This window comes from Micromonospora sonneratiae, from assembly GCF_042679305.1.
In the GTDB taxonomy this organism is placed as follows: Bacteria; Actinomycetota; Actinomycetes; order Mycobacteriales; family Micromonosporaceae; genus Micromonospora_H; species Micromonospora_H sonneratiae.
On record NZ_JBHTMP010000033.1, the window covers coordinates 42418 to 66936 of the forward strand.

Below are 24519 nucleotides of genomic sequence, written 5' to 3' on the forward strand. Positions count from 1 at the left end.
TGACCGCGTTTGCTCTGCTCAGGTGGCTAGTGGTCGGTATGAGTCGTCATCCGGGGAGAAGATTAGACGGTGGGTGACGGGCCGGGCCTTGGCCCAGGCTACGACGGCGTCCCGGGTGCCTTCGTACATCTCCTGGCCGACTCGTTCGCCATTCGGTGTCGGTTCCGGGTATTCGTCGGACCAGGTCCCCAACCAGGTGGTGCCGTCCGGTAGGGGGTAGAGGTACACAGTGCCGTGGCCTGGTCGTGGCGTACCGAACGGCGCCGCTTCTATCGCCTGCTCGCGTAGCTCGGCAGGCAGGTAGTCGGCGTACTTTCTGCGCTTGGGTTCGCTCACGTTGTGAGAGATTAGCGCTGACATCCCCGCGCGAGAGTTCTCACATCGCCCCGCCCCGTCGTGGCTGACCAGCGACAACAGGCTTAGCGCCAGTTTTCGCAAGATCGTTAGCCATGGGCCTGCTCGAACGTGATGGCGCGCAGGGGCTGGAAGGACATATCGGGCTCACCGGGAACATGGGCATCATGTTCCTACGAGCCTGACGCAACGTCACGATCGTTAACTGCCCGTCCTCAAGATTCCCGACAGAGTCCTTCAGTGAAGATCCGACTGGACCTCGGTCAGTCGATGCCTTCGACGATGCGGAAGTCGCGCTCGACGCCGTCGGAGAGGGCGACCAGCGCCTCGCGGTAGGCCGCACTCTCGTGCGCCGCGACGGCCTGCTCGAAGCTGTCGAACTCGACCAGGACGGTACGCTCGGCGATTCCGGCGTCATGCGCCACGACCCGACCGCCACGGACGAGGGTCCGACCGCCCCCGGCCTTGACGGGCGGACCGGCCAGCTTGTTGTAAGCAGCCAGCTTCTCAGGGTCTGAAATGGTGCGGTAGACGCTGACCCAGTAGCCCTTGGGCATGGAACCTCCAGTGTTGGGATGAGTGCATCTGACTTACGGGTTGGTCTCGGACGAGCGTCGGCGGGCGAGAGCGAGGCTTGTCAGCGTCGTGATCGCCATGGCGCCGATGCCGACCAGCGCCGCGGTGGTGTAGGCGCTGTCGTCGGGGAAGAGGTGGCCGGGGCCGGTGCCCGCGGCGAGGATCAGGCCGCCGATGGCGCTGCCCAGGGAGTACCCGACGCTGCGGATGACGTAGTTGAAGCTCATGGCGCTCGACGTCTCGCTCTTGGGGGTGACGGCCAGGATGACGCCGGGCATCGCGGCCGATAAGCCGCCGACGCCGAAGCCGAGCACGCCCATCGCCGTGAACAGTTCGGCCAGGTCCGACCGGGCCGCCGCGAACAGGGCGAACCCGCCGCCGACCACGACGGCGCTGCCGGCCAGGAGCAGGGGGTCGGCGATCCGCGTCCGGACCCGCGGCGTGAGCTTGCCGGCGACGAACCCCAGCACCGAGAACGGGATGAGGACCAGCCCGGCGACGAAGGTCGTCAGCCCGAAGCCGTAGCCGGCGCCGTGCGGCGTTTGCGCGTACCGGGTGATGAGCGTGAGCAGGAGGTACATGCCGATCCCGCCGACGAACATGGCGAGGTTCGCCCCGGCGACCGCCGGGTGCCGCACCGCCCGCACATCGACCAGGGGCGTCGTGCTGCGCAGCTCGATGACGGCCCAGACGCAGAGCAGCACCACCGCGACGACGGCGAGGACCGCCGCCACGGCGAGGTGCCGGCTCCACAGATTCCGTTCGCCGGCGAGGAACAGCACCAGGAGCAGCGCAGCGGCCAGGACGACCGCGCCTGCCACGTCCACGTGGGCGGAGCGGCCTTCGGGGGCTTCGGGCATGGAGCGCCACGCGGTCAGGAGGGCGGCGGCGGTGACGACCAGGCCGAGGCCGTAGGCGGCCCGTACCCCTCCGAACTCGGCGAGCAGTGCGGCCAGCGGGTAGCCGACGCCGGCCCCGATGATCGAGACCACCGAGATCAGGGCGATCACGGCCGCGCTGCGCTCTTCGGGGAGGTGGTCTCGGGCCACGCCCATCATCAGCGCCGTCAGCCCGAGCCCGACGCCCTGGGCCGCCCTGCCGGCCAGCAGCCACGCGAACGGCAGCGGCAGCACGGTGAGCGCGCTGCCGGCGACGACGACCGCCAGCGTGGCGAGGATCGTGGCCCGCCGGTGCCGGCCGGCTCCGAGCCGGCCCAGGACCGGCGTGGCGACGGCGCCGCTGAGCAGCGCGACGGTCAGCGTCCACTGCGCGCTGCCGAGCGAGACGTGGAACGAGGTCGCCACGCTGGTAATGAGCGGCGTCCCGAGGCTGGCGACCGCCGCCACGACCAAAGCGATGAACATCAGGGCGGGGACCAGCAGCCGCGCCTCGGAACGCGCCACCGGGAACGCCTTCACCGCGACCCCGCCGACCGGCTGCCCGGTCACTGCTTCGGCCCTTCGCGGTCCTGGCTTTCGAGCTCTGCCAGATGCTTCAGCGCCGGAAGGGCCGCCACCAGCGCCTCGACCTCGTCGCCGGTGAGCTCGTCGATCAACCGCTCGAACGCGTGGACGCCCGCCTGGCGCCGCGTCCGGACATAGGAGGCGCCGGCCTCGGTCAGGCACACCAGCGTGACCCGCTTGTCGGACGCGTCGCCCCGCCGCTCGACCAGGCCGGACTCCTCCAGCACCCGGACCAGGGCGGTCATCGCGGGCTGGGTGACGCCCTCGACCGCGGCCAGATCGGTGATGCGCCGCGGTCCGGTCCGGTCCAGGGTGGCCAGGGTAGCGGCGGACGTCAGGCTCATGTCCCGGGGCAGGCGTCTCGCGGCCCTGGTGGCCAGGCCGTAGAGGGCTGCCCCGATGGCGGCGGACGCGCCAGGAGCGGTGTCTTGACGACTCACGCTCAAAGCATAGCAAACTTATATTCATAGTGTATGGAAATGAGTCGACTGGCGCGGGCGCGCGCTGGCCGTCACGCCCGCCGCGATGGAAGTGCTCGGTGGGGATACCTGCGCCGGGCCGCTGGCCGCGTCGCCGTGGTGATCTCTCGCCGCGATCGTGTGCACACCGACTCCGGCGACCCGCGCGGAACCTATGGCGAGGTCGTCCCAGCAATACGAGTCCGACCGCAGTGCCTGGAAGGTCGGCAAATACATCCGCGAGCACGCCGAGTTCGCGATCATCGCCGTGGACGGCACCGTCCGCCGCGTCTACGCCCTCGACCAGAACGGCCGGGCACAGCACCCCAACCGACCCGACAAGTGGATGTTCACCGCGCCAGCCGGACCCGCTCAACGACGCCGAAATCCGCGCCGAGCGCGCCGCCGGCCACCTGCCGCTACAGCCCGGCGACGACCGCCCCACCCGAGTCGGCGGCGCGTACCGTCCCTACTGGTTCTAACAGAACTTCCATCACCGACAACGCGACGCGAGGGCGAGTCGCCATCGGCCACATGTGACATAGAATCCCGTATTCTCTGTCACACAGCCGATGATCCCCCCATCGCCACCAGCGGGACGCCATCACCGCGGCGAGGGCGACTCGGCCACATTCTGTGTCACATCACCGGAAGGGGCCGCCGAGGTGTCCGCGGTCCCGCTGCCGACCGCCCATCGCCCGGTGGCGCTCGTGGTCGCCGTCGACGCGTTCCTCGACCGGTTCCGCGACGACCCTGGCACCCGCGCCACCTACACCGAGACCCTGCGCCGGCTGCGCGAGACCGCCGGCGATCAGCTACCGGTCGCCGCGCTCACCCCGGAGCTCTACGAGCAGACGATGACCCGCTGGGCCGAGCGGGCCGCGAACACCTGGAACAAGCACCTGTCCGCGCTGACTTCGTTCACCGTCTACTGCCGCCGCCAGGAGTGGCTGACCACCGACCCCGGCCGGCGCCTGGAACGCCGCAAGGTCACCCGGACCCGCGACAAGGCCATCCCCCGTACCCGCCTCGAACGGCTGTTCACCGACGACCGCAACCCGCTACGCGAGCGGGTGCTGTGGCGGATGCTCTACGAGACCTGCGCCCGCACCGAGGAGATCCTCAGCCTGAACGTGCCCGACCTCGACATGGAGTTCCGCCGCGCCCTGGTCACCGAGAAGGGCGGCGACCGCGCCTACGTGCACTGGGAAACCCCGACCGCCCGGCTCCTGCCCCGGCTGCTGGCCGGCCGCACCACCGGGCCGGTGTTCCTCGCCGACCGACGTGCACCCGCCGCCGGGCGCCGTACGCCGGCCCTGGGCGACATCTGCCCGGACACCGGCCGCGGGCGGCTGTCCTACCCGCGCGCCGAGTACCTGTTCAAGCAGGCGTCCAAGCTCCACGACCCGCACGGCGCCGGGTACACCCTCCACCAGCTGCGGCACTCCGGGCTGACCCACCTGGCCGCCAAGGGCCGCACCGCCGCCGAACTCCAGGCCAAGTCCCGCCACCTGCACCTCGCCACCCTCGGCATCTACGTCCGGCTCGGCGAGGAGACCTCCGCCCGCATCACCGCCGAAAACGACGAGCACCACCGACGGCACCGCCACTGATCTCGCATCCCACGTACCGGGATCACGGGAAACGTCGAAACGGCGTCCGGCAACCCGGCCGTCTTGAGGCCGTCACCCCAGGTGCGGGCCTAGATCAACTGCTTACCGTTGTTTTTGGTCTGGAAACTACGGGCGGCCCAGCAAGAAGGACCAGGACGCCCACCGCAAGGCCAAAGGCTCCAAAGGCGGTCGCCCACCCGCGTTCGACAAGGACCTATACCGGCTACGCCACGCCGTCGAGAACGGCATCAACAGGCTCAAACGCCACCCTGGCGTCGCCACTCGATACGACAGCTGGCGGTCCGCTTCCAAGCCGTCCTGACCATCACCATCATCACCGAGTGGCTATGACCAGCTTATGAAACACGCCTTAGGCCGGCCGAACTGGTTGAACCGGCGCTGGCGCGGGGACCGTTGCCACGAGTTCTCGCATCCAGGTGACCGGCATCCCGGGATTGCCACCGACCGCCTCCACCACGTCTAGGTCGTCGTCGGTGAGTAGGGCTGGGAGCAGGGCAACCGGCAGGTTCCGGTGCTTGGCCGCGCCGCGGCGCACCGAAGCGTCAGGGTCGGCAGCCAACCGGGCCACCAACACGGGGGGCAGGTCGCGGTGGTGGGTGGCGATCCTGCGCAGCCGGACTTCTGGCGCCATGGCGAACCGCTCGAACGCCCGCACCGTCAGGCTTGGGTGGTCTTCGAGCCGGGGGATGATCTTGTGGTTGTTGCCGCACTCCACGATCACCCGTTCGACCGCCGCCTCTGGCAGAACATGGTTGCGCCGCACCACGATCCGGCGCACCTCGGCGTCAGTGTCGTGCAGCAGCCGTTGTTCAAGTTCTTCTGGCAAATCGCCGACCGCAGCCACAGCACGCCTGAAACACGGATATGGAGAGTCGACATAGGTAGCCCTTTCCGCCACTGGGGCGCGCTTGAGCCAGTCCAGTGGCCAGCGCTCCATCCAGGCCGTGGCGAGGCGGAGCCGGCCCATCTCGAACGCTACCCACCGCTCGTCCAACTGCTGGTCGTCCAGGTCGGCCTTGTCGTCCGGGTTGGGCCCAAGGAACTCGGCGTGGAGTCGGGCCCGCATTGGCTCCGGCGTGTCCCGCCGGAGGATCATGGTCGAACGAGCCATGCCCCGGGCGAACGGGTCCGGCGAGTCCAGCAGCGGTTCCAGGATCGCGCGTGGAATGTCGGGATGGTTGACGAGTGTGCCCACCATGGCGAGGTCCGCATCCGGCACCTGGTCGCGATGCAATCGGTTGATCAGTTCTGCGACCAAGGCGGTGGCCTGCTCGGCGGTCAACGTGACGTAGGGCAACGCCTCACGGCGGGTGGCCGGATCCGCCAGCAGTGCCGGATGCAGGTCAGCCGGCGGCGGGGGATTCCACGAACTGATCGCCTTGACCCGCACCGTTGGGTCGGGATCGGTCAGGAGTCTCCGATACACCGGTTCTGGGATCTGCCACCGGCTGCCAGCCACGGCCTCCCGGACCTGCGGATCCGGGTCGTGGGCCAGCCAGACCCTGACCTCGTCTGGAACAAATCGGTTCCCGGCGACCCGGGCCCGAACCTCGGGATTCGGGTCGCCGGCCAGCTCGCGCAGAAGGTTGAGCGGCACAGTCGCCCCAGGGATACCCAGGCCGTTGGTGATGTTCCCTTGGGCTGCTGCCGCGCGGGTGTCCGGATCCCGGTCCCGAGCCAGCTGCCACCGGATCGGGACCGGGGTGGCCGCATTGTGGGCGAGGTTGCGGGTGACCTCCCGATCGCCGAGAGACAGCAGCGCCTCCGCGACCCCCTCCGGGAAGCCCGCCCGGGACAGTGCCATGGCCCCAGCCGCCCGGCGGTCGCAGGCCAGGCAAAGCAGCACGTCCTGCGGGGTGGACGCGTTGACGGCCATCCCTAACAGTGCCCGCACCCGGCGCTCACGGTCCAGGCCGGGACACTTCAGATCCTGCAACGATGACATCGGTGATGATGATAGTCGATCACCCCATCCGATCCGGCGGTTACCGACAGTGATTGCCAGGCGAGCCATAAACGTGAATACAGGACAGTTGGATTACACGACCCTGCCAGTCGGACGGGCCTGGTAGCACCGACGAAGTTTCGGCCGGAAAACCGTTTGAGCCCTTCTTCCGCGTTCCCGTAGGTTGCCTGCGACCCGCCGCAGTGAGGACAGAGGACAAACCGCGTGACCCCGCCCGCTCTTTAGACCTGACACCTTCTTCCGCTCACCTGTAGCCGACGCTCCCGTCGGTTCTGCCGGGCTGCCCTTGTGCGCCCGGTCGTACAGCGTTTGAGGTCGCGCGTAATCGGCCTCGCGTCAGGTCTAGAGAGATCAGGTCTAGAGAGACTATGTCTTCACAACCTCATACTGTGCTGCCCTGGGTCGTTCGTCGGACCAGGCTGCCCCTGCTGTCGTTGCGGTGCGTGGACTGCCGGTCGGACTCGGCCACCACCGGCAAGGGCAGGTTCCGTGTCAACGCCAACGGCAAGCTGCTGGACGTGTGGTTGCTGGTCCGCTGCGTATCCTGCGATCGGACGAGCAAGCTCACCGTGCACGAGCGAGCAACGGTCAGATCCCTCGATCCGGCCGAGCTCCACGGCTACCGCGTCAACGATCCGGACCTGGTGGCGTCCAGGCTGTTCGATCCGCTGCTCGCCCGGCGCAACCGCTTCACCCTGGACTGGACGGGGGCCTGGCGGCTGGACACCCCGTCGGCATGGCTCGACGAGGCGTGGCCGGTCCAGGTGGAGGTCGTCTTCGAGGATCCGGTACCGGTGCGCCCGGAACGGCTCATCGCGAAAGGGCTCGGCCTCAGCAGGAACGAGGTGTTGCGTCGGATCAAGTGCGACATTTCGCTGCGCCGTCCGACGAGCGCCGGATTCACCTTCACCGTGATGACCGAGGACTAGCGGGAATGTAGCCGGGCGGGCCGGGTGGCCCGCCCGGCTCCCGGAAGGTGTCGGGTCTTGCGGTCGTAGCCGTACGGGTCATCGCCAATCTCGTTCTGTATCGGGGTGCCCCTTCGGTTGCGGTGTCGGTCCTTCATCGTCGGTCTGCGGTCGCCATCATCACCGCCCGGCAACCTGGCGAAGACTGCCAAAACACTCAAATCAACTAAAGTGGACACGCCACGGGGCTGGTCACGTTCACCCGTACGCGGTTGTGCACTTCAACGCGTACGCCGACACTCCGGCAGGTGCAGCCCGCTCATCCACACAACCACTGGTCTGGCGCGTTGGGGGCTGCACCATCGGCACAGCATCCGTCCGGACCCGCCGAGCGGGGAGACCCGCCAGGACACTGCCGGACGGCGTCGGGGTCAACCTGTGCTGATTCGATCGCGTGTTGCCCTGTTGATGTTGGCAGACTGATCGCATGACAGGCCTGACCGCCGAGCTCGTGGTTGATGGTCGTGACCCGCAGACCCCGGTGCTCGCCCCGAACGGGCGTCTGCTCTGCTGCGTTCTTGCTCCCACCAGCCGGATCGGCGACCACCTCGACACCGAATTGTGGCTCGCCGACATCGATGGCGCCGGCGCGTCGCGCCGGGCGACCGCCGATACCGCAGTGGAGTCTCGGCCCCGCTGGTCGGCGGACTCGGAGACGCTGTTCTTCCTGTCCGATCGCGCCCAGTCCGGTACCCCGCAGGTCCACCGGCTCACCCTCGCCGACGCCACGGTGATCGCGTTGACCAACTGGCGCGCAGGCATCATCGACCACCTGCCACTCGCCGACCCCAACCTGGCCGCTCTGCTCGCCGAGGATGAACCCACCGAGTTGGACGCGCGTCGCGCCCTGGACCGCGACGACGCCATCGGCGGCGAGCGCGAATGGCGTGCCCGGTTGCGCCTGCTCGATCAGCGCACTGGCCAGGTCACCACCCCGAACGTGTTTGGCACCCGGTACGTCGTGGAACTGCGGCATCGTCCCGACGGCGGCCCGCTCGCTGTACTGACCCAGGCCAGCGCCGACAACGACTAGGGTCCACGCACCGGCCAACTACACCTGTTCGACCCCACGACCGATACCGCCGAGGACCTCGGAACCGTCGAGGCCGAGGCACGATCTCTGGCCTGGTGGCCGGGCGAGGACGGTTGGCACCGGGCATGCTCGCCGCGACAGGGGAGAACGGCCAGTTCGAAGCCGCGCTCGGTGGTAGCACCGGCTGGTCCGGCATCGGACCACACCCACACGACGCGGTCAGCCCGATCTCCTTTGCCAGCCGCATCCGTACTCCGGTGCTCATCCTGCAAGGCGCCGAGGACACCAACGTCCCCCTCGGCCAAGCCGTGTACTTCCACCGGGCGCTGCGCCACCTCGGCCTCGAGCACGAGTTCGTGATCTACCCCAGGGAAGGCCACTCGATCCGGGAACGCAACCACCAACTCGACGTCATGCACCGAACCCGTGCCTGGTTCGATCGTTGGCTCCGGCCCTGAGCGGGGCGCGTGGTCCTGATGTCGTTGCTTCCCATGATGATGACGGCAGTGTTCCCGTATCCACCTGTCGCTACCGACCTGAGCTGACCTCAAGACCCAGGCGGTCTGAGATCCGCAGCGTCTGAGGATGCGCGGTCTCCGCTTGTGCTCGGGCTCCGCTCGCCGTGTCTTTGAGAACTCGCCAACCTCCTGCCATCACGCTCAACGAACTTCCCCGCCCCGATTATTGGATTGCTGATATTGGTAATCCAATAATCGGGGCGGGGAAGTGGGGCAAAGTGGACATTCAGTCGCTGCACCATAATGACAGTTATTGTGCGCAACGATTTGGGATGGTGTAATCCACGCGGCGCGTCGTCCGAGCACGCCACCTCACCCGGTGGTCTACGGTCACGGGATGCTCGCGAACGTCAAAGGCCTGTCCCGGCACTTCACCGAGGAGACCCTGCGCGACTACCTCCTCGAACGCTCGGTTCGTACCACCGAGGGGTGTCTGGTAGTGCGGGGCTACGGTACGCGACGCGGCGTCTACCAGAAGGTCGCCGGCCGGGCCTGGGCGCACATCGCCGCCTACGTGGTATTCGTCGGCGCGTACGATCCCACGCTCGACGTCGACCACGTCTGCAACGTGAAGGACTGCATCGAGCCCACGCATCTTCGGCAGGTGACGCGGGCCGAGAACTGTCGGAGCCGCATACTGCAACCGCAGTGCCGCAACGGACACCAGCGGGAGGTGGACAGCGCCACCGGAACCTATCGCCGGACGTGCCGGTTGTGCGACCGGGACACCCAGCGACGGTGGCGCGAGCGGCAGGCGGAGATCGTGGCACAGGCTCGGGCGACGATCGGTATCAGCTGAGGGGAGCCTGCCGCCGGCAGGGCTGACACCGCTGTCCTGCTACATCGGTATCAGCCCTCGTGCAACGCCGGCGGCGGGCCGACCCGCCTTACGGTCCGTGGTGGGCCAGGGCGACGATCGCCCGCTCCAGGTGCTCGGTGAGCATCCTGCGTTCGTCGGCGGTGAACGCCGCGGCCAGTCGTCGCTCGACGGCGAGGACGACCCGGTCGGCCCGACGCACCAGGTCGGTACCCTCGGATGTCAGCCGGGCGACCCGTACCCGCTGGTGCAACGGCGACACCGTCCGCTCGATCAGCCCTTTCCCTTCGAGGTTTTCGAGTACGGTCGCCATGGTCTGCGGGGTCACCAGGCAGGAGCGGGCGAGTTGCGCGGCGGACGCCTCCGAGGTCTGCAACAGTACGAGCAGCGCCGCGTACTGCGGGACGGTCAGCCGAAACTCCTGCAGCACGCGCGTCTTCTCGTTGATCAGCGCCTGTTCGGCGCGTTTGATGACGAGGCCGATCCGTTCCATTTCAGTAGCGTGTGCCGACGGCCGTCGGTGCGGCGTCGAGCTCGGCGAGGTCGGCGGCGGTCAGGGTGAGGTCGGCGGCGCCGATGTTGTCCGTGAGATGCCCGAGCCGACGGGTACCCGGGATCGGGATGACGTGCGGCCCCTGCGCGAGGGTCCAGGCGATCGCAACCTGCGCGGGGGTCACCCCGTGGCGGGCGGCGACGGTGCGTACCGTGTCGACGATGCGGGCGTTGGACGTGCGGGCTTCGCTGGTGAAGCGGGGGTTTCCGGCGCGCAGATCGCTGTCCTCGAACCGGGTGGTGGTGTCGATGGCGCCGGTCAGGAAGCCTCGTCCGAGTGGCGCGAACGGTACGAACGCGGCACCGTTGGCGGCACACCAACCGAGCACGTCGCCAGCGTCGAACGCACCGCTGGCGGCGACGGTAGCTGCGGATGCACCCGTGCTGGGCTGCCCGAGCGCGTCGCGGGTCCAGAGGGACAGTTCGGACTGTACGGCGGTCACCGGGTGTACGGCGGCTGCGGCGACGGCCTGCTCGACGGTGACCTCCGACAGCCCCAGGTAGCGGACGTTGCCGGCCCGGACCATCTCCGCCATCGCCCCCCAGGACTCGGTCAGCGGCACGGCGTCGTCGACGCGGTGCAGGTACCACAGGTCGATGTGGTCGGTGCCGAGGCGTTTCAGTGACGCGTCGACGGCGGCACGTAGGTGGGCCGGCGACCCGTCACGGCGGATGGACTTGGTGCGCATGTCGTCGACCACCAGCCCGGCCTTGGTTGCCAGGAACACCGTGTTGCGCAGGCCCGACAACGCCTCGCCGACAAGGGATTCGTTGTGGCCGTCACCGTAGACGTCCGCGGTGTCGATGAAGGTTGCTCCGGCGTCGACGGCGGCCCGCACCACGTCCCGTGATGCGGCATCGTCGCGCGTGCTCTCGGCGTAGGCCCAGCTCATGCCCATGCAGCCCAGGCCGATCACGCCCACGTGGCGTCCGGTGGCACCCACCTCACGTGTCCGCATGTCCCCACACCCCTCAATAGCAGTACTCTGTCATTCAACAGACTACTGCTAGGGGCGGCCATGGCAAGGGCTCTCGTTCTCATCGACCTGCAGGAGTGGGTAGTCGAGCGGTACGCGCCAGACGGGGGCACGGCGGCGGCACGGGCCGCCGAACGGGCGCGACGCTCGTTCCGGGAATCCGGCGATCTCGTCGTCCATGTGCGACATCTGGCCCTCGACGGCTCGGACGGAGGGCCGGACTCGTCGGTGACACGTTTTGTCGACGAGGTGACGGTCGAGGACGACGACCCGGTCGTCGACAAGTACGACCGCAGCGCCTTCGCGGGCACCCGGTTGGACGGTCTGCTGCGTGACCATGCGGTCAGCGACGTCACGCTGGCCGGCCTGGTGACCGAGGGCGGCATCGCGGGTACCGCCGTCGACGCGCTACGGCTGGGCTACCGGGTTTCCGTACTGCTGCCGGCGATTGCCGGGAACACGCCGGCGGGACACCACGGTGCTCTCGACGACCTGCTTGATCGAGGCGTGACGGTACGGGAGAGCATCCAGTAGCGCTCGTCGGTTCCGAACCGAATAATCACGGCAACGATGGTCCCCAGCGCGGTACGGTCCGCGAATGACTCATGACGACGGGTACTTCGGGGAAGACGTGGCGGCGAGGTACGACGATCCGTCGTCGCCGATGTTCCAGCTGGACGTCGTGACTGCCACGGTCGACGTGTTGGCGGAGTTGGCAGGTGGGGGCCGGGCTCTCGAGTTGGGTGTCGGGACGGGGCGTGTCGCGGTGCCGTTGGCCCGACGCGGTGTCGCGGTGCACGGAATCGACCTGTCCCGGGCGATGGTGGCCCGGATGCGGGCCAAGCCCGGCGGTGATGCGATCGGCGTGACCATCGGCGACTTCGCGACGACGAGAGTGGACGGAACGTTCTCCCTCGTGTACCTCGTCTTCAACACGATCATGAACCTGACCGCCCAGGAGGCCCAGGTGGCCTGTTTCCGCAACGTCGCGGACCACCTCGAACCAGGCGGTCGGTTCGTTGTCGAGGTCATGATCCCAGATCTGCGCAAGCTTCCGGCCGGGCAGAACGTCGTCCCGTTCCACACGAGCCCGACCCGGTGGGCGTTCGACCTCTACGATGTCGCGACGCAGACGATGAGTTCGAACTATGTCGAGGTCGTCGATGGACGCGGGAGGTACCGTTCGATTCCCTTCCGGTACGTCTGGCCGGCGGAACTCGATCTGATGGCCAGACTTGCCGGGCTGCGGCTGCACGAGCGCTGGGATGGTTGGGCGAGGGATCCGTTCACCAGCGACAGCGCCCAGCATGTCTCGATCTGGGAGAAGCCCACCGGTTGACCCGACGGCACTACGACCGGCCACCATGGCGGGACCGGTACAGTCGCGCTGTGCCGTTCCTGGTCGAACCTCTGCTGCCGCCCGGCTGGATGGCGGCGACGGCGCAGCCGGTGATCCACGCGGACGGTCTCGTGCTCAGGCCGTGGCGGTGTTCGGACCGTCCGGCGGTCCTCGCCGCGTACGCGGATCCCGACATCCAGCGGTGGCACTGCCGGTCGATGACCGAGGACGAGGCCGGTGACTGGATAGCCGCGTGGCCCGGGCGTTGGCGGAACGAGACCGGCGCCGGCTGGGCGGTGACCGAGGCGTCGGAGGTGGTCGGTCAGGTCAGCCTGCGCCGGATCGTCCCGGCGGAGGGCCTCGCCGAGGTGTCGTACTGGGTGCTGCCCGCCGTACGCGGTCGCCGTATCGCTCCACGGGCGCTGGCCGCGGTCGCCGTATGGTCCTTCACTACGCTCGGGCTGCACCGGGTCGAGTTGTACCACTCGACGTCGAACGTCGCGTCGTGCAAGGTCGCGCAACGTGCCGGCTTCACGGCCGAGGGCACGAAACGCGGTGAGGGCCATCATGCCGACGGCTGGCACGACATGCACATCCACGCCCGGCTCGCCAGCGACCCGTAGCGGGCGGCGAACCGATCCGTCGCAGCCAATAGTCTTGTCCGGTTATTGCCTGAGATTTATTCAAATGACACGATTGCTGGCAGCCAGACTGTGCCTTCGACGCCGGAGGTGACGGGATGCTCGGGATCCTGTTGCAGATCGTTCGTACGACCGGAACGCTGCTGCTCGGCCTGTTCGCCGGCGGGATGTTCTGTCTCTCGCTGGCGTCGTCGGTGAGCGAGTTGCCCGGGCCGGCCTACGTGCCCTACTGGCAGGCGCTCAACACCGACTATGTCCGGGCCATGCCGCCGCTGGTGCTCACCTGTCTGGCGTTGCTCGTACTGACCTGTGTGTTGTCGTATCGGCGGGGCTGGCTGGTGTTCGGTCTCGGCGTGTCCGCCACGCTGCTGGTGGCGGCCACCGTCGTGTTCACGTTGACCCAGTTGGAGCCGATCAACCAGGTCGCCGACACGTGGCCCGTCGATCAGCCACCGGGCGACTGGGCGGAACTGCGTGACCGTTGGTGGCGGCTGCATACGGTACGAACCGTACTGGTGACGGCGGCCTTCGCCGTGATCCTGATGGCCCAGGCGGTCGACCGACCCCGCCGCGCGGCCGTCGGCCGCGTTGATGTCCCTGGTCGGCCGGCGCAGGCGGTCGTCTGACCAGGGACATCAACGGGTTACGGCGGTGGCGGGAAGGTGTGGTGGGGGTGGCCTGCCCGGTCGGCGTCAGGGGGTACGGTCACGGCACAGTTCCTCGACGGTCGCCAGGGTCCGCGCCAACCGGTCCCGGTCGTCAGCGGTCAGTGGAACGTTGTGCAACTCGGCCAGCGCGGCGTCGGCCCGGGTCGGATCCTGTAGCGAGAGGGCCAGTTCGGCACGGTAGGCGAGGGCTTCCACCCGTTCCACCGCGCTGGCGTCGGTGACCCGGGCGAGGGCGCCATCGAGGATTTTGGCAGCCTGGGCCACGTCACCCTTGCCGTCGGCCAGCACCACGGCGTTCTCCAGTGCGCGGGCCAGTTTCCCGCCGGGGGCGGGGGAGGCGGGGGAGGCGTTCGTCGGGAAGATGCGAATCCAGTTTCCCCCCGGGTCGATGAGGGAGAAGCCCGACAGACCTCCGACGTTCCTGCGCGGTCGCGGGCGGGTCATCCGCGGTATGCCGGATAACGGGACCCGGCCGTAGAGCGCTCGTAGTCCGTCGGCGAACGCGCGGTGCAGGGGGGCGGTGTCGGGTACGAACACGAGGCAGCTGCCGTAGGACTCGGTCGGGTCGAAGCCGGGTATGCCGAAGAAGTGCAGTTCGATGTCTTCCCGGCGCATCGCGAGATACGGGTTGGGCTTTGTCTGCCGGTACGTGCGCTCGAATCCGAGCGCTGAGTAGAAGGTCAGCATCTCGTCGATCGAAGCGCAGGGCAGCAGTGGAATGACTTTCATCGGTCCTCCAACGGTGACGCCGGATTGGCACGGGGGCTGTCGACCCGGCGGAGCCTGGTGGGCGGGACAGGGGCGGTCGAGCATGACCGTCCACGCAGTCTGGCGAAATGACAGGCACCTGTCAAAACGTTCACTCCGTAGAACTGCACTGTGGTTTTCCGCAGCCCCGGGGTGCAGTCCGCCCACTCCAGCCGGACGGGCGACCCCATGGTTCCGTCGGCCACGAATTCATAGCGTCGTCACATGATCCGAACACGACGCCTCCTCCTGGAGGCCGGCTTGCCGAACGCGCCGTCCGAACCACCGACTGACGGTCTCGTCGGCTTCGTCACCGACCTCGTGGAGCGACTCGGCGGTCCCGGCGCCGGCCTGGCGGTCGCCCTGGAGAACCTGTTTCCACCGATACCGAGCGAGGTGATCCTGCCGCTGGCCGGCTTCGCCGCAAGCCAGGGCAGGATGAACCTGGCTGCGGCGATCGGGTGGACCACGCTCGGCTCGGTGGCCGGCGCGTTGGCGCTGTACTACGTGGGCGTCGTGCTCGGGCGCGACCGGGTACGGGCGATCGCGGCGAAGCTGCCGATGGTGAAGGTCAGCGACATCGACCGTACGGAGGCGTGGTTCGCCCGACACGGAGTGAAGACCGTCTTCTTCGGCCGGATGATCCCGATCTTCCGGAGCCTCATCTCGATCCCGGCCGGGGTCGAACGAATGCCGGTGGCGACGTTCCTGCTCTACACCACACTGGGCAGTCTCATCTGGAACACCGTGTTCGTGATGGCCGGCTATCTGCTCGGCGAGAACTGGCATGCCGTCGAGACGTACGCCGGTACGTTCCAGAACCTCGTCATCGTCGTCTGCGCGCTCGCCGTGGCGTACTTCGTCATCTCACGCCTGATCCGCGCACGTCGGCAGCGGCGAGCACCCCGTGGCCACGACGTCGCCAACCATCCCGTCGACAGGCCCGGCACCGACGTTCGACCTCACTCAACCGGGTACGACACCAGGGGGCACCCGACGAGGATGGCACGCGGCACACTGTATGGCACGCCGCGCCGGCCGGATGAGGTCCAATGACGGCAGCCGGTGGGGAACTAGCCGGACCCGGTTCCGATGACGACGGTCGAGTTCATCTCATCGGAACTCGCCACCTGCGGGGTCAGCCCGGCGCGGGCGAGGGCCTCGACAGCCGCAGTGGCCTGACGGTCACTCGTCTCGACGAGCAGGTGACCGTTGGGCGCCAGCCACGACTTCGCCCCGGCGACGAGCCGCCGTACGACCTCGAGTCCGTCCGCGCCGCCGTCGAGCGCGACGCGTGGTTCATGTATCCGGGCCTCCGGGGGGAGCAGCCCGATCGCCTCGGTCGGCACGTAGGGCGCGCTCGCGACCAGGATGTCGACGTTGCCCCGCAACTCGGCGGGCAGCGGCTGGTAGAGATCACCTTCGAGTACCTGACCGGCGTGGGCGGCGACGTTGCGGCGGGCGCACCGTACCGCGGCGGGGTCGATGTCGACGGCGTACAACCCGACCCGGACCAGGGACGCTGCCAGCGCGACCCCTACCGCACCCGACCCACAGCACAGGTCGACCACCACGGCGCCGGGTAGCGCGCGTACGGCGGCCTGGCGGACGAGGAACTCGGTGCGGCGGCGGGGTACGAACACTCCCGGGTCGACGGATATCCGTAGACCGTGGAACTCGGCCCAGCCGAGAACGTGCTCGAGCGGCCGGCCGGAGATCCGCTGGTCCACCATGGCGGCCAGGACGTCCGGGCTCGGTGCGGTGGTGAGGAGTAACCGGGCCTCGTCCTCGGCAAAGACGCAACCGGCGGCCCGGAGCCGGGTGACGATGACGGACTGCGGGAGAGGTGACGCGGGAAACGACATGAGAGCCTTTCGGGAAGCCGAAGGGTGCTCTCCCGGTCCCCTAGATCAGGGAGACCGTCGCGGTGTGAGGTGGGAGCACCCGACCTGCTACAGCGGTAATGGGTCTCACCTCCTCGATAGGTCCAGCCAGGTACGACGACGCTACCCTATGCGATCTACGGCGGATCGCCCGGGGCGGGGTGGGTCACCTGCGGGCATGGTCGACCCGGGTCCGCCCCGGGCGCAGCCTGCAAAGCACGATGTGCGGAGGGCCTGGCAGCTGACAGGCCCTCCGCACATCGTGCTTTGGACGACTACGCGGTACCGGCACCCGCCTGCGCGACCTCCCGTTGGAGTACGGCCTTCCAGTACTGCGAGATGGACGGCGGGCCGCCCCACGTCGACGTGGGGCTGACGTAGACGTTGTTCGCCACCAGGTTGTTCTGGACGCTGAGTGCGTACCCCGGGTAGCTCTTCGGCAGGATCGCGTACGAGTCGGCGTCGTCGGTCAGTCCGTCGCTGCCATGGACGCGGCGGATCACCCATTTCTGCTTGTCGCTGCCGTCGGGATTCTGCAACACCGGTACCGCCTTGGCGTTGACGCCCGCCGTCAGGCACCGACTGTTCTCATAGCTCTTGATGAGACAGGTGTCCTCCGACACCGGTTCCAGGTACCACAGATGACCGAGGTAGCCCTTGCTGGTCAGGGTCGGGTCGAGGTTCCAGGTCTGGATGCCCTGGCCGACGCCGTCGTGATAGTTGTCCATCTCCAGATAGGTCCCGGTGACCTCGTGAATCAGCATGAACGGGCCGTTGATCGACTTGCTCAGGATGATGTCGGGCATGGGCGGGCGCCTTCCTAGCGTCGACTGTGGATGGGTGCATCCCGAAAGGGCATCGACTCCCGCGAAGGCTGCCGTCGCGAAGGATGCGGCCACTCCGGACAAACAGCGCCCCACGTAGAGTTCCAAGACGATTACAACCGGTCACTCTACGGATGAATGTCCTGGTCAGCAAGACCCTGCTTGGACGGTCGACCACCCAACTCGACACCCGCTGACGAGCAGGACCGGAAGTTGCCGCTCTGCCACCGGCCGCTCTGCCCACCGGAGACGGCACGTCGCGTGGCCGGGCCGGGACGGAACTGCTCCCGTGGGCGGCGACCCGACCACATACCTTCGGTCCCCGGCGGTCGAAACCCGTTCGGCGGTACCGGAGGCGGTACGCACGGGCAGCGGTAGGTTGGGCCGATGGTTCTCGGCGATGCGCTCTACGGGCTGTACGTACGTCACCTGAAGGCACAGTTGTCCGGTGGCCCGATGCCCCGGCACGTGGCGATGGTCATGGACGGCAACCGCCGCTGGGCCCGACAGATGGGTTTCGAGAACCCGAGCGTCGGACACCGTTACGGGGCGGAGCACATCGAGGAGGTGCTGGGCTGGTGTGCCGACGTGGGCATCACCCACGTCACGCTCTTCGTCGCCTCGACGGACAATCTCCGCAAACGCGCGTCGGCCGAGATGCGGTTCCTGATGGACGTGATCGAGCAGGTCATCGCCGGTCGACTGATCCGTCAACCCGGCCAGTGGCGGTTGCACCTGGCCGGCCGGATGGACACACTGCCTGATTCCACCCGACACGCCCTGAAGCTGGCCAAGGACACCACCCGGGACAGCGACGCCAGATTTCACCTGACCGTCGCGGTCGGATACGACGGCCGTGAGGAGGTGGTCGACGCGCTGCGCTCACTGCTCGTACACGAGGCGGAGACGGGCGCCACCACCGAGGAGTTGGCGCAGCGGTTGACCGCCGACGACATCGCGGCACACCTCTACACCAGTGGTCAGCCCGACCCGGACCTGATCATCCGGACCAGTGGGGAGCACCGGTTGTCCGGATTCCTGCTGTGGCAGGCCGCCTACTCGGAGCTCTACTTCTGTGAGGTGCACTGGCCGGGATTCCGGCACGTCGACTTCCTGCGGGCGCTGCGCTCGTACGCTGCCCGTCACCGCCGGTTCGGCACCTGATCCGGCTCCGCAGCCGGATAGAGGGCGACCAGGGCCCGGGCGGTGGCGGTGAACCGGTCCCGCAGTTCGGGTGGACCGAGCACCTCGACCTCCGCGCCGAGTTTGAGCAGTTCGGTGTGGCCATGCTTGATCGACTCGATCGGCACCGTGGTGTGCAGCCAACCTGTCTCGTCGGGAGCTCCAGCTGCCTGCCGGGCGCCCCGGGCCATGGCCGGTGGGAAGACGTACGCCATCCGCGCCAGCGCGGCGGCGGTCATCCGGACCTTCGCCTCGGTCCGGTAGACGCTGCGTTCGTACTGGTCGGTCCAGGATTGCCAGAACTCGGCGAGGTCGAACTCCGTCGGTCGGGTGAAGTTCTCCTCGAGCACCGTCAGTTCGAGGATGGCCGCCACCCGGTAGGTGCGTACGTCTTCGTCGGCCCGGGCCACCAGATACCACCGGCCCGCTTTGAGGACCACCCCCAGCGGGGCAAGGGTGCGGGTCACCTCCCGCGGGGTCTTCCACCGCCGATAACGGACCTCGACCAGCCGGTCGGCCCAGACCGCATCCGCCAGCGCCGCCAGGTGCGGGGTCGGTTCGGAGTCCCGGAACCAGCTCGGTGCGTCGAGATGGAAGCGGTCCCGAACCCGACCGCTGCCCACCGCCAGTTCGGTGGGCAGCGCTGCCTGTAGCTTCAGCTCGGCAGTGGCCAGCACCGTGCCCAGACCGAGTTCGGCCGCCGGCCCCGGCATCCCGGCGAGGAAGAGTGCCTCCGCCTCCTCGGTCGTCAGACCGGTCAGCCGGGTCCGGTAGCCGCCGAGGAGCTGGTAACCCCCGACCGGGCCGCGGTCGGCGTAGACCGGAACCCCAGCCGCGCTGAGTGATTCGACGTCCCGGTAGACGGTACGCACCGAAACCTCCAGGGCTTCGGCGAGTTCCCGGGCGGTCATCCGGCCCCGGGTCTGCAGAAGCAGCAGGAGGGACAACAGTCGACTGGCACGCACCTGACGAACCTAGCCGCCGACCATGACGGAACGTGTCAGGATCCGGGCCTGACCCCTTACCACCTGGCCATCTGGTAGCTGTCTCGTCACCGGTCGTCGAAGTTGTCCCCGCCCATGGGATTCGCCGGCATGTCTCTGGCGTCGCACATGATCGGGCTGAGAACCTCTTCCGTATGCCTCGATCCACCTCCCTCGCTCGGCATCGATCCGGCCAACCCGCTCTCAACGGGGGACCACTCGACTTCACCGAGGCTTGGCTGATCAACCGGCGGCTCTCCGATCACACCCGGGCCGCCTACCGGCGGGACATCACCGGCTGGCTGTCCTGGTGCGCCGACCGGAGCCTCGATCCGCTGGCCGCGAACTTCCTCGACGTCAACGAATACGGCCGCGCGCTGGAGTCCAGCATGGACCCACGAAGCGGTCGCCTGCTCACCCCGGCCACCGTTGCCCGCAAACTGTCCGCGCTGTCAAGCTGGTACGACTTCCTCGCCAAGCTACGGGCAGTCGATGCCAACCCGGTGTCCGGCGCGGACCGGCCGAAGGTCAGCCGGGACCATTCGGCCACGGTCGGTCTCGCCCCGGAGGAGGTGGATGCGCTGCTGGCCGCCGCCGAGGCGGACACCGGTCCGACCGCCGCCCGTAACCGTGCCGCCCTCACCCTGCTGGCCGACCTGGGGTTGCGGGTGGGGGAACTGGTGTCGTTGGATCTGGCCGACCTGGGATACGAGCGGGGACACCGCAGCGTACGGTTCATCGGCAAGGGTGGCCGGGCCCGCCGACGGGCGTTGACCCCGGGTACGGCCTACGCGGTCGACGCCTACCTGGCGGAACGCGCGGCGGCCGAACGGGTTCCGGTCAACGAACTGACCGGTCCGCTGCTGGTGACCTCCAGCGGTGGCCGCCTGGACCGGCACGCCGTGTTCCGACTGGTCCGGCGGCTGGCTCAGCAGGCGGGCATTCCGGCGTGGGCGAAGCTGTCCCCGCACTCGCTGCGCCACGCCTTCGCCACCACCGCCCGCGCCGAGGGGGTGCCGTTGGAGGACGTCCAGGACGCCATGGGGCACGCCGATCCACGGACCACTCGCCGGTACGACCGGGACCGGCACAACCTGGACCGTGATCCGGCGTACGCGATCTGGGCCGCCCGCGCCCGACGTGCCCCGGCGTCCCCCTGACCGACGGCGCGGCGATCAGCCTGGTTCACGCCGTCCTGGTCAGGTCGAGGACTTCCAGGTAGTGCGGGTCGTACGTGACGCCGAGGAGGTTTCCGATTCACTCCAGCCGGGAGACGGGTGGCGGCTACCGACTCGGCTCGTCCACACCGGACGGCGGTGGTATCTGCTGGCCTGGGACATCGACCGGATCCATCCCCGCCTACCCTGCGGCCCACACTTCGTACCCGGAGAGCCGCCCGGCGGGGGACGCCGCCGGGGTCCGGTAGTGCCGGTGGGGTCCTGCGCAGCGGGGATCCGGATTGCCGTGCTGTGTCCCGGACGACTACGGTTGGTCGTATGACTGCCGGGTCGGCCATGGGCCACGAGCGATTGAGGCACCCGGCCACGGCGTGAGCGCCGGGCGGGCCAGAGGCCCCCCTTTTTTCTTCCCCGCGTCCACGTTTGGGCGGCAGGGTCTTCCATTTCCCCGACGGTGCCGACCGCCGTCGGTCATGCCCATCGCTCGACTTCCGGTGGTGGACGCCACCGTGACCTACCCGTGGCCGGTCCACGGGCCCCACAGCCTCGACAACGGAAAGCCAGCGTATGCCAATTGATTTCAACCAACAGGTCATCGACGAGTTCCGCGCCAACGGTGGGCGGGTCGGCGGCCCCTTCGAGGGAGCCAGGCTGCTCCTGCTGACCACCGTCGGGGCGCGCTCCGGCGCCCCGCACACCACCCCGGTCGGTTGCCTACCCGACGGAGAACGGATCCTGGTCATCGCCTCGGCCGGCGGTGCACCGCATCATCCGGCCTGGTTCCACAACCTGGTCGCCAACCCCCGGGTCACGGTCGAGGACGGAACCTTCACCTACGAAGCGCACGCCGTCGTCCTGACCGGTGCCGAACGTGACCGTCTCTTCGCCCGCGCGGTCGAGGCCGATCCCGGCTGGGCCGCCTACCAGGCCAGGACCATCCGGGTCATTCCCGTGGTCGCCCTCCACCGGATCATGGACGGACCACTGCGGTTCGCGGGCGGACCGACGTCATGGGGTGCCGGCCTCAAGCTGATCCACGACGCGTTCCGCCGGGAACTCGCGCTGATCCGTGGCGAGATCGCCAAATCAGGTCCGGGGCTGGGGGCCCAACTGCGGGTGAACTGCCTCACCGTCTGCCAGGGGCTGCATCACCACCACACCAGGGAGGATGCCGTAATGTTCCCGGCCCTTGGCGAGCAGCAACCCGAACTCGCCCCGACCCTGGACCGGCTGCATCAGGAGCACCAGAGGATTGCGGCGCTGCTGGCCGACCTACAGGCGGTCATCTCCTCCGACGCGTCGGATCCACGGCTGGTACTCGCCGAAGTCGACCGGCTCACGGACGAACTCGAGAAGCACCTGACCTACGAGGAGGAGCAGCTGATTCCGATCCTCGACGCGGCGACCCCTGCCGCGACGGGCTGACCGAGGGCACCGAGCCGTCGGGTGCGTGGCCGGGTGGACGGACCCGGCCACGCACCCGAGGAGGCTCAGCCCTGTGGCCGGGGGCAGATGCAGAACGGATGTCCGGCCGGGTCGAGCAGCACCCGCCACCGCTGCCCACCGGGCTGGAAGTCGGGCTTCACCGCGCCCAACGCCAGGCAGGACTCCTCGGCCTTGTCCAGGTCGTCGACGTACAGGTCGAGGTGGTAGCGCTTGCCGGACGACTCGTCCGGCCACTGCGGTGGCTGGTACGCCTCTACCCGACCGAACCCGATCGAGTTCGTTCCGTTGCTGATCATCGCGTACTCGTCTTCGCTGCTGGTCGTCTCCCAGCCCAGCACCCGGCGATAGAACTCGGCGTGAGTCTGCGGGTCCGGACTGTCGAGGTTGACCATGATGAGGTCGCCGATTGCTGTCATGCCTGGCAGCTTGCCGGCCGTACCTGACATCCTGTGTCAGGATCGTCCACGGATTCCGGCCGGCTCAGCACAACACCTCCAGGTGCTGATGGGCGTCGATGGCGACGTCCTCGTGCTGCAACCAGCGCCTCGCCCAGAGCCGGGCGGCCACCTCGGCCGTCTCGTCACCCCCGGCGGCCTGCTCGACCAGCAGCGCTGTGGTCAGGGCGTACGCCGTTCGCAGGGCGAAGCCACGGGCACCGGCGACCACCGGCGGCGTGCCCGGGTCGGCGGTCACCTCGGCCACGGCGGTACGCAGCTGCGCTGTGGCGCGCGCCACCGCGTCGGCCAACACCGGGGTGAGTCGCCGGGCGATGTCGGTGGCAGCGTCGAGCCGCCGCAACAGTGGCGTGGCCGCGTCCTCCCGGACGACGGCCCGCAGCACGTCCAGGGCGAGCACGTTGGTGGTGCCCTCCCAGATCGGCAGCACCTGCGCGTCGCGCAGCAGCCGCGGTACACCGGTGTCCTCGACGTAACCGGCCCCACCGAAACACTCGACGTACTCGCTGGCGGCGGCGACCGCCAACCGTCCGGTGGCGAGCTTGGCCAGCGGCGCCACCACCCGCAGCTCGGCGGCGGCCTCGGTGTCGGCGCCCACCTCGACCCGGCCCATCAGGGCGAACGCGTGACCGGCGAGGACGAACGCGCCGGCCGCGTCGACCGCCAACGTCCCCAGCGTCGCCCAGTGCAACGGCGAGTCGATCAGCCGGCCGCCGGCCACCTGACGGGTCCCGGCGTACGCCAACGCGTAGGCCAGGCCCCGACGCATCCCGCCGGCCGCGGCGGCGGCGTTGTGCAGACGGGTGACCACGACCAACGTCATCGCCCGGGTCAACCCCGGCTGGCCCGGGTCGCCCAGCGGCAGGGCGTACGCGTCCCGTAACCCGATCTCGGCGGTGGGCAGCGCCCGGGTGCCGAGCTTGTCCTTGAGCCGGTGCACGGTCACCCCGGGCGCGGGCGCCGCCGGGTCCAGGTCCGGCCCGGCCAGCAGAGAGTCGGCCGCGTAGCGCGGCACCAGGAACGGAACCAGGCTCCGGCTGCCGGGACCGGCGCCCTCGGGACGGGCCAGCGCGACGGCCATCGCGGCGTCCGCCGCCGAACAGAACCACTTCTCACCGGTCAGCCGCCACGACCCGTCCCCGGCCGCCCGGCCGGTCGTCGACGAACGGGCCAGGTCGGAGCCGCCCTGCGACTCGGTCATCCACTGTCCGCTGGTGATCGCCGTGTCCGGGTCGGTACTGGTCAACCGGGGTAGCCACGCCTCCCGGACCGCCGGGTCGACCTCGGGCAGGGACAGCAGCGCTGCCGCGCCGTCGGCCATCGCGACCGGGCAGGAGAAGGTGGCCGACTCGGGGCCGTACAGGTGCAGGAGGGCATGCTGCACGACCCGGGCTGCGGCACCCCAGGTGGCCCGCGCCGAGTCGAGGTAGGGCAGCGCGACCACCGCGTGCCGGGCGGCGGCGGCCCGCTGGCTCTGCCAACCGGCGGCGGTGTCGATCCGGTCGATCCGGGCACCCCACGGGTCGTAGCGCACCAGGGTGGGTGGATGTGCCTCGGCGTCGACGTGCGCGGCCCGCAGCGGGCCGACGACCTCGGCCGAGAGGCTGGCCAGCCGGTCGGTGGCGGCGGCGTGGCCGGCCGGGCCGAGCTGCCGGTCCAGCCACGAGCGCAGCAGCCGGTCGCCGGTGTACGGGTCAGCCGGTACGGGTGCCGGCTGCACGAAACGTGCCATCGTTGGCTCCTCCGCCGGTCGGGGGATGGGGGCGGGATTCGCTGACGGTAGACCAGGGACGGCTTCGACGACAGCCCCGCCGACGCGGCCGGGTGGCGCTGCCGGGGTTTCCCGCATCACCGCCC

General features: G+C 68.9%; 24 protein-coding genes and 2 pseudogenes. 13 read left to right on the plus strand and 13 right to left on the minus strand.

Annotated features, from left to right (window positions below; translation table 11 throughout):
• Positions 1 to 18: 18 nt before the first annotated feature.
• From ACFQ4H_RS20825 to ACFQ4H_RS20840, 4 genes are all read right to left on the minus strand, one after another.
• The gene (locus tag ACFQ4H_RS20825) at positions 19 to 336 is read right to left on the minus strand and encodes a hypothetical protein (protein WP_377572793.1); all 318 of its coding nucleotides are present in this window, start codon (positions 334 to 336) and stop codon (positions 19 to 21) included.
• 281 nt (positions 337 to 617) lie between these two features.
• On the minus strand, positions 618 to 911 hold the full coding sequence (locus tag ACFQ4H_RS20830; RefSeq protein ID WP_229401590.1) for a DUF1330 domain-containing protein: 294 nt from the start codon (positions 909 to 911) through the stop codon (positions 618 to 620).
• 33 nt (positions 912 to 944) lie between these two features.
• The gene (locus tag ACFQ4H_RS20835) at positions 945 to 2378 is read right to left on the minus strand and encodes an MFS transporter (protein ID WP_377572795.1); all 1434 of its coding nucleotides are present in this window, start codon (positions 2376 to 2378) and stop codon (positions 945 to 947) included.
• Positions 2375 to 2833 carry a MarR family winged helix-turn-helix transcriptional regulator gene (locus ACFQ4H_RS20840; RefSeq protein ID WP_377572797.1) on the minus strand — a complete coding sequence of 153 codons (459 nt, stop codon included), beginning with the start codon at positions 2831 to 2833 and terminating at the stop codon, positions 2375 to 2377. Before ACFQ4H_RS20840 ends, ACFQ4H_RS20835 begins: the two co-directional genes overlap by 4 nt.
• 683 nt (positions 2834 to 3516) lie before the next feature.
• On the opposite strand from ACFQ4H_RS20840, the gene ACFQ4H_RS20845 reads away from it, so the two are divergent.
• On the plus strand, positions 3517 to 4464 hold the full coding sequence (locus ACFQ4H_RS20845; protein WP_377572799.1) for a tyrosine-type recombinase/integrase: 948 nt from the start codon (positions 3517 to 3519) through the stop codon (positions 4462 to 4464).
• 136 nt (positions 4465 to 4600) lie between these two features.
• Positions 4601 to 4786: pseudogene (locus ACFQ4H_RS20850) on the plus strand (hypothetical protein); the annotation flags it as partial.
• Positions 4787 to 4834: 48 nt separating this feature from the next.
• On the opposite strand, the gene ACFQ4H_RS20855 reads toward ACFQ4H_RS20850, so the two are convergent.
• A complete protein-coding gene (locus ACFQ4H_RS20855) occupies positions 4835 to 6499 on the minus strand; it encodes a HEAT repeat domain-containing protein (protein ID WP_377572801.1) in 1665 nt (554 codons plus the stop codon).
• Positions 6500 to 6840: 341 nt separating this feature from the next.
• Here ACFQ4H_RS20855 and ACFQ4H_RS20860 point away from each other — a divergent pair, with 341 nt between their 5' ends.
• From ACFQ4H_RS20860 to ACFQ4H_RS20870, 3 genes and pseudogenes are all read left to right on the plus strand, one after another.
• Positions 6841 to 7380 (plus strand): DUF1062 domain-containing protein, encoded by a 540-nt coding sequence (locus ACFQ4H_RS20860; protein ID WP_377572803.1) that lies wholly within the window; start codon positions 6841 to 6843, stop codon positions 7378 to 7380.
• A 466-nt stretch (positions 7381 to 7846) separates the two neighbouring features.
• Positions 7847 to 8910, plus strand: a pseudogene (locus tag ACFQ4H_RS20865) (S9 family peptidase).
• A gap of 397 nt (positions 8911 to 9307) precedes the next feature.
• On the plus strand, positions 9308 to 9769 hold the full coding sequence (locus ACFQ4H_RS20870) for an HNH endonuclease (protein ID WP_377572805.1): 462 nt from the start codon (positions 9308 to 9310) through the stop codon (positions 9767 to 9769).
• Positions 9770 to 9857: 88 nt separating this feature from the next.
• Here the strand turns inward: ACFQ4H_RS20870 and ACFQ4H_RS20875 are convergent, their stop codons facing one another.
• Both ACFQ4H_RS20875 and ACFQ4H_RS20880 read right to left on the minus strand, forming a co-directional pair.
• Positions 9858 to 10280 carry a MarR family winged helix-turn-helix transcriptional regulator gene (locus ACFQ4H_RS20875; RefSeq protein WP_377572807.1) on the minus strand — a complete coding sequence of 141 codons (423 nt, stop codon included), beginning with the start codon at positions 10278 to 10280 and terminating at the stop codon, positions 9858 to 9860.
• 1 nt (position 10281) lies between these two features.
• A complete protein-coding gene (locus ACFQ4H_RS20880) occupies positions 10282 to 11298 on the minus strand; it encodes an aldo/keto reductase (RefSeq protein ID WP_377572808.1) in 1017 nt (338 codons plus the stop codon).
• Between the two features lie 60 nt (positions 11299 to 11358).
• Between ACFQ4H_RS20880 and ACFQ4H_RS20885 the strand changes: the two genes are divergently transcribed.
• From ACFQ4H_RS20885 to ACFQ4H_RS20900, 4 genes are all read left to right on the plus strand, one after another.
• Positions 11359 to 11850 (plus strand): cysteine hydrolase family protein, encoded by a 492-nt coding sequence (locus tag ACFQ4H_RS20885; RefSeq protein WP_377572810.1) that lies wholly within the window; start codon positions 11359 to 11361, stop codon positions 11848 to 11850.
• A gap of 64 nt (positions 11851 to 11914) precedes the next feature.
• Positions 11915 to 12655 carry a class I SAM-dependent DNA methyltransferase gene (locus ACFQ4H_RS20890; RefSeq protein WP_377572812.1) on the plus strand — a complete coding sequence of 247 codons (741 nt, stop codon included), beginning with the start codon at positions 11915 to 11917 and terminating at the stop codon, positions 12653 to 12655.
• Positions 12656 to 12705: 50 nt separating this feature from the next.
• Positions 12706 to 13278 (plus strand): GNAT family N-acetyltransferase, encoded by a 573-nt coding sequence (locus tag ACFQ4H_RS20895; protein ID WP_377572813.1) that lies wholly within the window; start codon positions 12706 to 12708, stop codon positions 13276 to 13278.
• Positions 13279 to 13394: 116 nt separating this feature from the next.
• Positions 13395 to 13922 (plus strand): DUF1772 domain-containing protein, encoded by a 528-nt coding sequence (locus tag ACFQ4H_RS20900; protein ID WP_377572815.1) that lies wholly within the window; start codon positions 13395 to 13397, stop codon positions 13920 to 13922.
• A gap of 66 nt (positions 13923 to 13988) precedes the next feature.
• On the opposite strand, the gene ACFQ4H_RS20905 is transcribed toward ACFQ4H_RS20900, so the two are convergent.
• Complete coding sequence (locus ACFQ4H_RS20905; RefSeq protein ID WP_377572816.1) at positions 13989 to 14693, minus strand: VOC family protein; 705 nt, start codon at positions 14691 to 14693, stop codon at positions 13989 to 13991.
• Between the two features lie 243 nt (positions 14694 to 14936).
• Here ACFQ4H_RS20905 and ACFQ4H_RS20910 point away from each other — a divergent pair, with 243 nt between their 5' ends.
• Entirely contained in the window at positions 14937 to 15767 is an 831-nt protein-coding gene (locus ACFQ4H_RS20910; RefSeq protein WP_377572818.1) for a DedA family protein, read from the plus strand.
• A 17-nt stretch (positions 15768 to 15784) separates the two neighbouring features.
• Here ACFQ4H_RS20910 and ACFQ4H_RS20915 read toward each other — a convergent pair whose 3' ends face one another.
• Entirely contained in the window at positions 15785 to 16576 is a 792-nt protein-coding gene (locus ACFQ4H_RS20915; RefSeq protein WP_377572819.1) for a putative protein N(5)-glutamine methyltransferase, read from the minus strand.
• A 293-nt stretch (positions 16577 to 16869) separates the two neighbouring features.
• Positions 16870 to 17400, minus strand: a complete 531-nt coding sequence (locus ACFQ4H_RS20920) for an RICIN domain-containing protein (protein WP_377572821.1) — start codon at positions 17398 to 17400, stop codon at positions 16870 to 16872.
• Positions 17401 to 17805: 405 nt separating this feature from the next.
• Here ACFQ4H_RS20920 and uppS point away from each other — a divergent pair, with 405 nt between their 5' ends.
• Positions 17806 to 18582 carry a polyprenyl diphosphate synthase gene (gene uppS / locus ACFQ4H_RS20925; RefSeq protein ID WP_377572822.1) on the plus strand — a complete coding sequence of 259 codons (777 nt, stop codon included), beginning with the start codon at positions 17806 to 17808 and terminating at the stop codon, positions 18580 to 18582.
• On the opposite strand, the gene ACFQ4H_RS20930 is transcribed toward uppS, so the two are convergent.
• Positions 18561 to 19565, minus strand: coding sequence for a helix-turn-helix transcriptional regulator (locus tag ACFQ4H_RS20930; protein WP_377572824.1), 1005 nt, complete (start codon positions 19563 to 19565; stop codon positions 18561 to 18563). The two genes, uppS and ACFQ4H_RS20930, sit on opposite strands and share 22 nt — an antisense overlap.
• 173 nt (positions 19566 to 19738) lie before the next feature.
• Between ACFQ4H_RS20930 and ACFQ4H_RS20935 the strand changes: the two genes are divergently transcribed.
• On the plus strand, positions 19739 to 20743 hold the full coding sequence (locus ACFQ4H_RS20935) for a tyrosine-type recombinase/integrase (RefSeq protein WP_377572826.1): 1005 nt from the start codon (positions 19739 to 19741) through the stop codon (positions 20741 to 20743).
• A gap of 585 nt (positions 20744 to 21328) precedes the next feature.
• Positions 21329 to 22186, plus strand: a complete 858-nt coding sequence (locus tag ACFQ4H_RS20940) for a nitroreductase/quinone reductase family protein (protein WP_377572827.1) — start codon at positions 21329 to 21331, stop codon at positions 22184 to 22186.
• Between the two features lie 65 nt (positions 22187 to 22251).
• Here ACFQ4H_RS20940 and ACFQ4H_RS20945 read toward each other — a convergent pair whose 3' ends face one another.
• Together ACFQ4H_RS20945 and ACFQ4H_RS20950 are read right to left on the minus strand one after the other, a co-directional pair.
• Positions 22252 to 22623, minus strand: coding sequence for a VOC family protein (locus ACFQ4H_RS20945; RefSeq protein WP_377572828.1), 372 nt, complete (start codon positions 22621 to 22623; stop codon positions 22252 to 22254).
• A 64-nt stretch (positions 22624 to 22687) separates the two neighbouring features.
• Positions 22688 to 24394, minus strand: coding sequence for an acyl-CoA dehydrogenase family protein (locus tag ACFQ4H_RS20950; RefSeq protein ID WP_377572830.1), 1707 nt, complete (start codon positions 24392 to 24394; stop codon positions 22688 to 22690).
• Between the last annotated feature and the right edge of the window lie 125 nt (positions 24395 to 24519).